General features: G+C 68.3%; 9 protein-coding genes and 1 tRNA gene. 4 read left to right on the top strand and 6 right to left on the bottom strand.

What is annotated here, in order from left to right:
- Positions 1–52: 52 nt before the first annotated feature.
- The gene (locus E9536_RS08850; RefSeq protein WP_027786959.1) at positions 53–247 is read right to left on the bottom strand and encodes a hypothetical protein; all 195 of its coding nucleotides are present in this window, start codon (positions 245–247) and stop codon (positions 53–55) included.
- Between E9536_RS08850 and folD the strand changes: the two genes are divergently transcribed.
- Both folD and E9536_RS08840 read left to right on the top strand, forming a co-directional pair.
- On the top strand, positions 246–1106 hold the full coding sequence (gene folD, locus E9536_RS08845) for a bifunctional methylenetetrahydrofolate dehydrogenase/methenyltetrahydrofolate cyclohydrolase FolD (protein ID WP_136469740.1): 861 nt from the start codon (positions 246–248) through the stop codon (positions 1104–1106). The genes E9536_RS08850 and folD overlap by 2 nt on opposite strands.
- Positions 1107–1329: 223 nt before the next feature.
- Entirely contained in the window at positions 1330–3417 is a 2088-nt protein-coding gene (locus E9536_RS08840; RefSeq protein WP_060373147.1) for a M3 family metallopeptidase, read from the top strand.
- A 60-nt stretch (positions 3418–3477) separates the two neighbouring features.
- Here the strand turns inward: E9536_RS08840 and dinB are convergent, their stop codons facing one another.
- Positions 3478–4671, bottom strand: coding sequence for a DNA polymerase IV (gene dinB / locus E9536_RS08835; protein WP_136469739.1), 1194 nt, complete (start codon positions 4669–4671; stop codon positions 3478–3480).
- 136 nt (positions 4672–4807) lie between these two features.
- Between dinB and E9536_RS08830 the strand changes: the two genes are divergently transcribed.
- Complete coding sequence (locus tag E9536_RS08830; protein WP_136469738.1) at positions 4808–5500, top strand: aspartate/glutamate racemase family protein; 693 nt, start codon at positions 4808–4810, stop codon at positions 5498–5500.
- A gap of 98 nt (positions 5501–5598) precedes the next feature.
- On the opposite strand, the gene E9536_RS08825 is transcribed toward E9536_RS08830, so the two are convergent.
- Positions 5599–5675 (bottom strand) — tRNA-Met (locus E9536_RS08825).
- Between the two features lie 183 nt (positions 5676–5858).
- Between E9536_RS08825 and xth the strand changes: the two genes are divergently transcribed.
- Positions 5859–6635, top strand: a complete 777-nt coding sequence (gene xth / locus E9536_RS08820) for an exodeoxyribonuclease III (RefSeq protein WP_048024087.1) — start codon at positions 5859–5861, stop codon at positions 6633–6635.
- A gap of 19 nt (positions 6636–6654) precedes the next feature.
- Here the strand turns inward: xth and E9536_RS08815 are convergent, their stop codons facing one another.
- From E9536_RS08815 to glnL, 3 genes are all read right to left on the bottom strand, one after another.
- On the bottom strand, positions 6655–8763 hold the full coding sequence (locus tag E9536_RS08815) for a prolyl oligopeptidase family serine peptidase (RefSeq protein WP_136469737.1): 2109 nt from the start codon (positions 8761–8763) through the stop codon (positions 6655–6657).
- An 89-nt stretch (positions 8764–8852) separates the two neighbouring features.
- Positions 8853–10370, bottom strand: a complete 1518-nt coding sequence (gene ntrC / locus E9536_RS08810; protein ID WP_060084364.1) for a nitrogen regulation protein NR(I) — start codon at positions 10368–10370, stop codon at positions 8853–8855.
- Positions 10371–10416: 46 nt separating this feature from the next.
- Positions 10417–11559 (bottom strand): nitrogen regulation protein NR(II), encoded by a 1143-nt coding sequence (glnL, locus tag E9536_RS08805; protein ID WP_021157653.1) that lies wholly within the window; start codon positions 11557–11559, stop codon positions 10417–10419.
- Positions 11560–11562: the final 3 nt, after the last annotated feature.

Genomic DNA, 11562 nt, shown 5'->3' with positions numbered 1-11562 from the left:
GCGTCGCACGCGGCTCCGGGCAGCCCTGCCCGGCCGGCCGCACCATCGGACACTACCGCGCCGCGCGATGCGGCCCACTCGCGCGGCATCCCGGCGCTTCCTCCCGGAGCGCCGGCACCGGCGCCATGACGCTTTCCTTGTATTCACTGTCGGACGACGGCAGGCGACCGGTATAATTGCGTGCTTTGCTGCGGCGCTTCGCGTGCCGCACGCCCGCATTCCAACTTCCCGGCAGGACCACCACCATGACAGCCCTCCTCATCGACGGCAACGCCCTCTCGAAGACCTTGCGCGCGCAGGCCGCCGAACGCGCCGCCGCCCTGACCGCACGCGGCCACCAGCCCGGTCTCGCGGTGATCCTCGTCGGCGCCAATCCGGCGAGCGAAGTCTACGTGCGCAACAAGATCAAGGCATGCGAGGACAACGGCTTCTTCTCGCTGAAGGATGCGTACCCGGCCACGCTGTCGGAAGCCGACCTGCTCGCGCGCATCGACGAGCTGAACCGCGACCCGAAGATCCACGGCATCCTCGTCCAGCTGCCGCTGCCCGCGCACATCGACAGCCACAAGGTGATCGAGGCGATCGCGCCGGAGAAGGACGTCGACGGCTTCCACATCGCGAACGCCGGCGCGCTGATGACCGGCAAGCCGCTGTTCCGGCCGTGCACGCCGTACGGCGTGGTGAAGATGTTCGAGGCGCACGACATCCCGCTGCAGGGTGCGAACGCGGTCGTGATCGGCCGCTCGAACATCGTCGGCAAGCCGATGGCGATGATGCTGCTCGACGCCGGCGCGACCGTGACGATCTGCCACAGCAAGACGCGTGACCTCGCCGCGCATACGCGGCAGGCGGATGTCGTGGTCGCCGCGGTCGGCAAGCGCAACATCCTGACCGCCGACATGGTGAAGCCCGGCGCGACGGTGATCGACGTCGGCATGAACCGCGACGATGCGGGCAAGCTGTGCGGCGACGTCGACTTCGCGGGCGTGAAGGAAGTGGCCGGCCACATCACGCCGGTGCCGGGCGGCGTCGGCCCGATGACCATCACGATGCTGCTGATCAACACGATCGAAGCCGCCGAGCGCGCGGCCGACGCAGCCGCCTGACCCTGCCCGTTCAGCCGGCGTGCGGTTCCGCGCGCCGGCGCCTCGCCGGCCGCACCTTGCCGGCCGCCCCGTCCCGCATTCGACCCCGCGCCAATCGCGTCGTTAGAAACTAACGATTGGAAAGCGCGCGATGCGCCCCAATAATGTCGATATCGGGCGCCGCGCTGCCGTGCGCGCCTTACCCTTTTCACTCCGGTTCATCCGGCAACAGACAGGGAGTCTTATGTCCGCCAGCGCCAACACCAACCCGCTTCTCGACTTCTCGGGCCTGCCCCGCTTCGGCGAGATCCGCCCGGAACACGTGACGCCCGCGCTCGACACGCTGCTCGATGCCGCCAACCGCGCGGTCGAGACGGCAAGCGCCGCCGCGACGCCGGCAACCTGGGCGGATGTCGTCGAGACGGTCGAGCACGCGACGGAGCCGCTCGGTCGCGCGTGGGGCATCGTCGGCCACCTGAACGCGGTCGCCGATACGCCCGAACTGCGAGCCGCCTACGGCGAAAACCTGCCGCGCGTGACCGAATTCTGGTCGAGCGTCGGCCAGAACCTCGCGCTGTACGAGAAGTACAAGGCGATCGCCGCGAGTGCCGAATACGCAACGCTGTCCACCGAACGCAAAAAGATCCTCGACAACGCGCTGCGCGATTTCCGCCTGTCGGGCGCCGAGCTGCCCGAGGACCAGAAGCCGCGCTTCGCGGAACTTCAGGAACAGCAGGCCGCGCTGTCGAAGGCCTTCTCCGATCACGTGCTCGACGCGACCAACGCGTACGCGTACATCGTGCAGGACGACGCCGAACTGGCCGGCCTGCCCGGCGACGCGATCGAGGCCGCCCGCGAAGCCGCGCAGAAGGACGGCAAGGAAGGCTGGAAATTCACGCTGCACTTCCCGTCGTACTTCCCGGTGCTGCAATACGCCGACAACCGCGCACTGCGCGAGACGCTCTACCGCGCCTATGCGACGCGCGCGTCGGAACTCGGGCCGCAGTACGGCGACGGCAAGGCCGAATGGGACAACACGGCGATCGTCGCCGATGCGCTGAAGCTGCGCCGCGAAGAGGCGCAGATGCTCGGCTACCGCAACTTCGCCGAAGTGTCGCTCGCGCCGAAGATGGCCGAATCGCCGCAGCAGGTGATCGCGTTCCTCGAGGATCTCGCAACGCGCGCACGCCCGCACGCGGACAAGGACTGGGACGAGCTGCGCGCGTTCGCCGCGAAGGAACTCGGCCTCGCCGAACTCGCGCCGTGGGACGTCGCATACGCGGCCGAGAAGCTGCGCCAGCAGCGCTACGCGTTCTCGGAAAACGAGGTCAAGCAGTACTTCCCGGAGCCGGCCGCGCTGAAGGGCCTGTTCACCGTCACCGAGACGCTGTTCGGCGTCCAGATCAAGCCGGACGATGCGCCGGTGTGGCACAAGGACGTGCGCTTCTTCCGCGTCGAAAACCGCGACGGCTCGCTCGTCGCGCAGTTCTATCTCGACCTGTACGCGCGCGAAGGCAAGCGCGGCGGCGCGTGGATGGACGACGCGCGTTCGCGCGCGAAGCGCGGCAGCACCGTGCAGACGCCGGTCGCGTACCTGACCTGCAACTTCTCGGCACCGGTCGGCGGCAAGCCCGCATGCTTCACGCACGACGAAGTCATCACGCTGTTCCATGAATTCGGCCACGGGCTGCACCACATGCTCACGCGCGTCGACGAGCTCGGCGTGTCGGGCATCAACGGCGTCGAATGGGATGCCGTCGAACTGCCGTCGCAGTTCATGGAAAACTTCTGCTGGGAATGGGACGTGCTGTCGTCGATGTCGTCGCACGTCGATACGGGCGCCGCGCTGCCGCGCGAGCTGTTCGACAAGATGATCGCCGCGAAGAACTTCCAGAGCGGGCTCGGCACGCTGCGCCAGATCGTGTTCTCGATGTTCGACATGCTGCTGCACGTCGACTTCGACCCGGCCGGCGCCACCGGCGTGACCGCATTCGCGCGCGAGATCAACGAACGCTATCACGTGATCCCGCAAGCCGCGTTCTCGCGCTGGCCGAACACGTTCAGCCACATCTTCGCGGGCGGCTACGCGGCCGGCTACTACAGCTACAAGTGGGCCGAGGTGCTGTCGGCCGATGCGTACGCGGCGTTCGAGGAAGCGGCCGCCGCGAGCGGCAGCGTGCTCGACGCGGCGACCGGCACGCGCTATCGCCGCGAAATCCTCGAGGTCGGCGGCAGCCGCCCGGCGATGGATTCGTTCAAGGCGTTCCGCGGCCGCGAACCGCAAATCGATGCGCTGCTGCGCCACAACGGGATGGCCGCACCCGCGCACTGAGCGCCCGCTGTCCGGCTCGTCCGGCTGCATCGAAAGGCACCGCCGCGGCGGTGCCTTTTTTCATGGCGCCGGGGGTTCGCCGGCTGCGTCGTCGGCGTTACCGGCGTCGTCGTCGAACAGCGAGAACTGCCCGTGGCGCTCGGCGGTATCCTCGTCGATGCGCACGCCGACGCCGAGCAGCCGTACCGCCTGCGCACGCCGTTGCAGCCCCTTCGCGAGCAGCGTGACGGCCGTATCCGCATGCGTCGCGTCGGCCACGCACTCGACCGTCGTCCGCTGGAAATCGGCGAAGCGGATCTTCACGTACATCTTGCGGATCGACCGCGCGGCGCCCGCCCGCGCGATACGCGCATCGAGCTGCACGACGAGGCGGCGGATTTCTGCCGCGCACTGCTCGAGCGTCGTCAGATCGGTGACGTAGGTCGTCTCGACGCTGACCGACTTGCGCTCCTGGTCGGCCTGCACCGGCCGCTCGTCGATCCCGCGCGACAATTCGTACAGCCGCCGCCCGAACGCGCCGAATTCGCGGTGCAGGTCGATCAGCGGCCAGTCGCGCAATTGCGCGCAGGTCTGGATGCCGAGCCGGTCGAGCCGCGAGGCCGTCACCTTGCCGACGCCGTGCAGCTTGCGCACCGGCAGCGCCGCGACGAACGCGTCGATCTCGTGCGGCCGCACGACGAACAGCCCGTCGGGCTTGTTCCAGTCGGACGCGATCTTCGCGATGAACTTGTTCGGCGCGACGCCGGCCGACACGGTCACGCCGACCGTATCGTGCACGCGCTGACGGATCTCCCGCGCAATCAGCGTCGCACTGCCCTGGCACTGCTCCGACCCGCTGACGTCGAGGTACGCCTCGTCGAGCGACAGCGGCTCGACGTCGGGCGTGTAGTCGCGATAGATCGCCATGATCTGCCGCGATGCCGCGCGGTACTTGTCCATCGCTGACGGCAGGATCAGCAGGTCCGGACACTTGCGCATCGCCAGCGCCGACGACATCGCCGAATGCACGCCGTAGCGCCGCGCCTCGTAGTTGCAGGTCGCGATCACGCCGCGCTGGTCGGGCCGGCCGCCGACCGCGAGCGGCCGGTTGCGCAGCGACGGGTCGTCGCGCATCTCGACCGACGCGTAGAAGCAGTCGCAATCGCAATGAATGATCTTGCGCATGCGCGGCAGCACGTCGCCCGGCGGCGGCGCGTGCGGATCGGCAGGCGGAATGATGGTCGGGTTCACGGTGCCGATACTGTACAAAAACACAGTGCCGGTTTCAACTGTCGCGTGCGGTCGCGCCCGGCTGTGCCGTACCGGCCCGCTTTGCACGGATCGTACCGGCCGGCGCGGGCAGCGGCGCCTATACTCGTCTGCCGCAATACATGAAACGCAAAGGTGACGGATGAAGACGATCGGACTGATCGGCGGGATGAGCTGGGAATCGTCGGCCGAGTACTACCGGATGATCAATCGCCATTCGAAGGCGCTGCACGGCGGGCATCACAACGCGAAAAGCGTGCTGGTCACGGTCGATTTCGCGGAGATCGAAGCACTGCAGCGCACGCACGACTGGGCCGCGCTCGGCGAGCGGATGGCGAGCGCCGCGCGGCAGCTCGAAGCGGCCGGCGCCGATCTTGTCGTGCTGACGACCAATACGATGCATCGCGTCCACGCCGCGATCGAAGCCGCGGTGACGCTGCCGTTCCTGCACATCGCCGATCCGACCGGCGCCGCGCTGCGCGATGCGGGCGTCGAGCGCGTCGCGCTGCTGGGCACGCGCTACACGATGGAGTTGCCGTTCTACGCGGAGCGGTTGCGCGACAGGTTCGGCATGGAGGTACTCGTGCCGGACGAACGCGGGCGCGACGACGTGCACCGGATCATCTACGACGAGCTGTGCCACGGCGTCATCGCGCCGGAATCGCGCGCGACGTACGTGACGATCATCGAGGAACTGGCGACGCGCGGCGCCCAGGCGGTGATCCTCGGCTGCACGGAAATCACGCTGCTGATCGGCGCGGACGACTCGCCGCTGCCGGTGTTCGATACGACCGCGCTGCATGCGAAGGCGGCGGTCGAGTGGGCGGCGCAATAGCGGCGCCGCGCGCAGAAAACAAAAAACCCGGCACGGAGCCGGGTTCTTGTCGACGAAGCGCGCATCGGTCATATGCGCTGCACATCGTCTGGTGTGCTTGGTTGCGGGGGTAGGATTTGAACCTACGACCTTCGGGTTATGAGCCCGACGAGCTGCCAGACTGCTCCACCCCGCGTCAGAGAAATAAATTATAGGGTGAGGAAGTACTCACGTCAATACTTTTGTCACAATTTCTTCCCGATTCCCCGAGACGGCGGTGCGAGGCACCGCCCCCGCCCCGCACGACGGGCGCGTTCGCACCGCGTGCTCGCGGTAAGATGGCGGCCTTCGCATTTACCCCGCACGCACACTCCCGTTCATGAAAATCGCCACCTGGAACGTCAACTCGCTCAACGTCCGCAAGCAGCACGTACTCGACTGGCTCGCGCAAAGCGGCACCGACGTGCTGTGCCTGCAGGAACTGAAGCTGCCGGACGAGAAATTCCCGCGCGCCGATCTTGAAGCCGCCGGCTACCGCAGCTGGTTCACGGGCCAGAAGACCTACAACGGCGTCGCGATCCTCGCGCGCGACACGCTGTCCGTCGACGAATCGGACGTCGTGCGCAACATTCCGGGCTTCGACGATCCCCAGCAGCGCGTGATCGCCGCGACGGTCGACGGCGTGCGCATCGTGTCCGCGTATTTCCCGAACGGCCAGGCGCCCGACTCGGACAAGTTCGTCTACAAGATGCAATGGCTCGACGCGCTGCAGGCGTGGCTGCGCACCGAGCTGCAGCGCTACCCGAAGCTCGCGCTGCTCGGCGACTACAACATCGCGCCGGAAGACCGCGACGTGCACGACCCCGCGAAATGGGAAGGCCAGAACCTCGTGTCGCCGCAGGAGCGCGCCCACTTCGCGCAACTGATCGAACTCGGCTTCGTCGATGCGTTCCGCCGCTTCGAACAGCCGGAGAAGACCTTCACGTGGTGGGACTACCGGATGATGGCGTTCCGCCGCAACGCGGGGCTGCGCATCGACCACGTGCTGCTGTCGCCGGCGCTCGCGCAAACCTGCACGTCGTGCGAGGTCGATCGCACGCCGCGCACGTGGGAACAGCCGTCCGACCACACGCCCGTGGTCGCGGTCGTCGGCTGACCGGGCAGCCAGCGCGCGTTCAGCGCCGCGCGGGCGCCGGCCCGAGATGGGCCCACAGGAACCCGAATTCCGCCGCGTCGGCTTCCGCGCGTTCCAGATCGTCGGCACTGCCGTGGCCGCCGTCGGTGTTCTCCCAATACCACACCCGTTCATGACCGAGCGCACGCATGCGCGCGGCCATCTTGCGCGCATGCGCGGGATGCACGCGGTCGTCGCGCGTCGACGTTGTCAGCAGTAACGGCGGATACGCGACGCCTTCACGCACGCGGTGATACGGCGAATACGCAGCCAGCGCCGCACCTTCGTGCGGATCGTCCGGGTCGCCGTATTCGTCGAGCCACGCGGCGCCCGCGTGCAGCTTCGGATAGCGCCGCATGTCGAGCAGCGGCACGCGGCAGAGCACCGCGCCGAACAGCTCCGGCCGCTGCACCATGCACGCGGCAACCAGCAGCCCGCCGTTGCTGCCGCCCTCGATGCCGAGCTGCGCGGCGCTCGTCACGCCGGTCGCGGCCAGGTCCTCGGCCACCGCGATGAAATCGTCGAACGAGCGCTGGCGGTGTTCGCGCTGCGCGTCGACGTGCCAGCGCGGCCCGAACTCGCCACCGCCGCGGATGTGCGCGAACGCCATCACGCCGCCGCGCTCGAGCCACCCGATGCCGAACGCGTCGCTGTAGCCCGGCAGGTTCGGGATCGCAAAACCGCCGTAGCCCGACAACAAACACGGCCGCGCGACGCGCGTGGCGCCTTCGGCCGGATCGAGTGCATCGCGCGGCCCGATCAGCGTGTACGGCACCATCGTGCCGTCTTGCGAGCGCGCGCTCGCGCGGCGCACGACGAGCCCCGTCGCGTCGAACTGCACCGGCGGCCGGTCGAGCAGCACGCGGCGCGACGACGCATCGTCCGCGCGGTCGGCCAGATCCGCCAGCCAGCATTCGGGCGGATCGAGATAGGTGTCGACGTCGACGTACACCTCGTCGTTCAGCGTCGCCTCGACGGGCTCGACATCGATCTGCGCGTCGCCCGCCCACTCGAACGGCCGCGCATCCCATGTCCACGTACCGTCGTCGACCTGTCGCGGTTGCCACAGCATCGTGCGGTTGTGCACGTCGTCGAGCCAGCTCGCGATCAGCGTCGTGCGCGTGTGCGTCCACGTGCACGCGGACGTCGTCGGCTGCGGCGCGAACAACGTCGTGAGTTCGCGCGCCCCGGCCAGGAACGCCTGTTCGCGGATAGCCAGCAGCGAGCCGCCCGCATGGCGCACGCCGCCGCAATCCCAGTCGAGGCGCGGCTCCAGCATGAGCCAGCCTTCCCAGAACCCGACCTCGACATGGGGCGGCACGTCGTAGCGCGCCCACTCGCCCGCATCGGTCAGCCGGTACGCATGCGCGTCGAAGAAGTCGACGCTGCGCCACGCGACGTGGCGGTTGTCGATCGGATCGAACCCCGCGCCCGCGCTGATGTCGTCGGGTTCGCCGCTGAAGACGACCGGCGCATCGGCAAGCGCGGTGCCGCGCACCCAGCGCCGCGCTTCATACGGATAGCCGGCCGCGGTGGCATGCGCGTCGCCGCGATCCCAGCTCACGTAGACGGTATCGCGATCGATCCAGCCGACCGTGTGATGCCCCGGCTCGTCGATCGTGAAGCCGCCGTCGACGAAACGACGTTCGACGAGATCGAATTCGCGCACGACGACCGCGTCGGCACCGCCCGGCGACAGCGACAGCAGCGCGCGATCGCCGTCCGGGTACAGGATCGCATCCTGCTCGAACACCCACGATTCGCCCTCCTCCGCGCCGAGCGCATCGACGTCGAGCAGCGTTTCCCACGCCGGCCGGCCTGCACGCCAGTCGTCCCAGCGCGTGCGGCGCCACAGCCCCTTCGGATGGAGATCGTCCTGCCACAGGTCGTAGGCCCAGTCGCGCCAGCGGGTTGGAATCACCGGGCGTTCGCGCGGCAGGTACGCTTTCGCGAGGCGCGCCGTGAGCGCGCGATAGGCGTCGTCGTCACGCAGCGCGGCGCGCGTGCGCGCATTCTGCTCGTCGACCCACGTGCGGGCGCGCTTGCTGTCGAGCGCTTCGAGGAAACGGAACGGGTCGGCCCCGGCGGGCCAGCGGAAGGAATCGGACATTGCGGATGGGCGGAATGGCAAACGGCGTGCAAACCGCGATTATGTCCGATCGCGGCATGCGCGATGCCCGCGCATGCCGCAAATCGTGCTCAGGGCTCCAGATGGAGTTCCTGGATCTTGCGCGTGATCGTGTTGCGGCCGATGCCGAGGCGCTCCGCGGCCTCGACCTTGCGACCGCGCGTGAAGTCGAGCGCCTCGCGGATCACGGCCGCCTCGAAGCGGCGTGCGAGTTCGTCCATCACGTCGGCCGAATTCTCGCGCAACAGCCGTGCAACCTCGGTGCGCAAACCATGCTCCCACACCGGATAGCCGGCCGGCGCGCTGCCGTTCGGCGCGGCCGCGACTGGCGCGGACGCCACCGGCGCCGCGCCCGTCACCGGTGCCGAGAGTGCCGTATCGCCACCACCGACGTGCGTGCCCGCACCTTCGCCCGCAGCGACGACCGGCGCGCCGGCCGGCACGAGGTCGGGCGGCAGGTCCTTGATCTCGACCGTTTGCGCGGGCGCCATCACGGTCAGCCAGTTCGCGAGGTTCTCGAGCTGGCGCACGTTGCCGGGAAACGCGAGCGACGTCAGGTAGGCCAGCGCCTCGTCGGACACGCGTTTCGGCTCGACGCCGAGATCGCGCGCGCTCTTCTGCAGGAAGTGGCGCGTGAGCAGCGCGATGTCCTCGCTGCGCTCGCGCAGCGGCGGCAGCCGCAACCGGATCACGTTGAGCCGGTGGTAAAGGTCTTCACGGAACAGGCCCTGCCTCACGCGCGATTCGAGATTCTGGTGCGTCGCGGCGATCACGCGCACGTTCGCGCGCAGCGGGTTGTGCCCGCCGACCCGATAGAACTGTCCGTCCGACAGCACGCGCAACAGGCGCGTCTGCAGGTCGAACGGCATGTCGCCGATTTCGTCGAGGAACAGCGTGCCGTTCTCGGCCTGCTCGAAGCGGCCCTGCCGAGTCGACTGCGCGCCGGTGAACGCGCCGCGCTCATGGCCGAACAGCTCGGATTCGAGCAGGTCCTTCGGGATCGCCGCGGTGTTCAGCGCGATGAACGGCCCGTTCGCGCGCGGGCTGTGACGGTGCAGCGCACGCGCGACGAGCTCCTTGCCGGTGCCCGATTCGCCGGTGATCAGCACGGTCGCGGCCGAGTGCGACAGGCGGCCGATCGCGCGGAACATGTCCTGCATCGCGGGCGCCTGGCCGAGCATCTCGGGCGCCTCGGCCACGCGCTCGTCCTGCGGCACGCCGCCGCGCAGGCTTTCCTCGACGGCGCGGCGGATCAGCTCGACCGCCTTGTCGACGTCGAACGGCTTCGCGAGATATTCGAACGCGCCGCCCTGGAACGCCGCGACGGCACTGTCGAGATCGGAGAACGCCGTCATGATGATGACGGGCAGGCCCGGCAGGCGCTCGTGCATCGCCTGCAGCAACTCGAGGCCCGAGCCGCCCGGCATCCGGATGTCGGATACGAGCACCTGCGGCGTCTCGTGGTCGAGCGCGGCCAGCGCGTCGCGCACGTTCGCGAAGCTCTTCGTCGCGAAGCTGTCCCGGGCGAGCGCCTTTTCAAGCACCCAGCGGATCGATTGGTCGTCGTCTACTATCCAGATCGGCTTCATAGGTCGGTCAGATATTGGTGAATCCGGTGAATCGCCATGCCGCCGCTCAATGATCGAGCGGCAGCAGGATCTGAAATTCGGTACGTCCGGGCCGGCTTTCGACCTCGATCGTCCCGTCGTGCTGCTGCACGAACGTCTGCGCGAGCGTCAGGCCGAGGCCGCTGCCGTCGTCGCGCCCGGACACGAGCGGGTAGAAGATCCGGTCGCGGATGTCTTCCGGGATGCCGGGTCCGTTGTCGATCACGTGCAAGTCCAGTGCCAGCCGGTACAGGCGCTTCGCGATCGTCACCTTGCGCGCGATGCGCGTGCGCAACTCGATCTTCGCGTCGCCCTGCGCGATCCGTTCGCGCAGCGCCTGCGCCGCGTTGCGCACGATGTTGAGCAGCGCCTGGATCAGTTGCTCCTTGTCGCCGCGCAGGTCCGGCACGCTCACGTCGTAGTCGCGCTCGATCGTGAGCCCGCGCGGGAATTCCGCGAGCATCACCGCGCGCACGCGTTCGCATACTTCATGAATGTTCACGTCGCCGACGATGTGCGGATGCCGGTGCGGCTCCAGCAACCGGTCGACGAGCGTCTGCAGGCGGTCGGACTCCTTGATGATCACCTGCGTGTATTCGCGCAACTCGCCGCGCTCGCGCTCGCCGAGTTCGAATTCGAGCAGCTGGGCTGCGCCGCGAATGCCGCCGAGCGGATTCTTGATCTCGTGCGCGAGGTTGCGGATCAGCTGCTTGTTGACCGCGGTCAGGTCGTGGATGCGCTCCTCGCGATCGGTGCGCGACTGCCGTTCGTTCTCGAACAGCTCGACGAGCACGAAATCGGGCGCGGTCTCGAGGAAGCCGACGATCGCATGCACGTGCAGCGGTTCGCGGCCGGGCCGGTCGAGCACGGTATCGAGGTGCGTCGCGTGAAAGCGCTCCTCGCCGATCGCGGTGATCGTCGACGCCAGTTCGTTCGCGTTCGGAAAGATCTCGCCCCACGGCCGCTGCGCGAGCTGCCGGCGCGAGATGTCGAGCATCGCCTCCGCGGAGGGGTTCGCGAACGCGATCCGCAGCGTCTTGCGGTCGAGCACGAGCACAACCGTCGGCAGCGCTTCCAGCCCTGCCAGCAGGCCCGAGCGTGCGAGCCGCTCGTCGTCCGTCAGTCGCTCGGGCTGCCCCGTTTTCGCCTTGATCAGATTCTTCAGAACCATCTG

Source organism: Burkholderia sp. LS-044, from assembly GCF_004803625.1.
Lineage (GTDB): Bacteria > Pseudomonadota > Gammaproteobacteria > Burkholderiales > Burkholderiaceae > Burkholderia > Burkholderia cepacia.
This window is presented reverse-complemented; position numbering and strand designations above follow the sequence as displayed.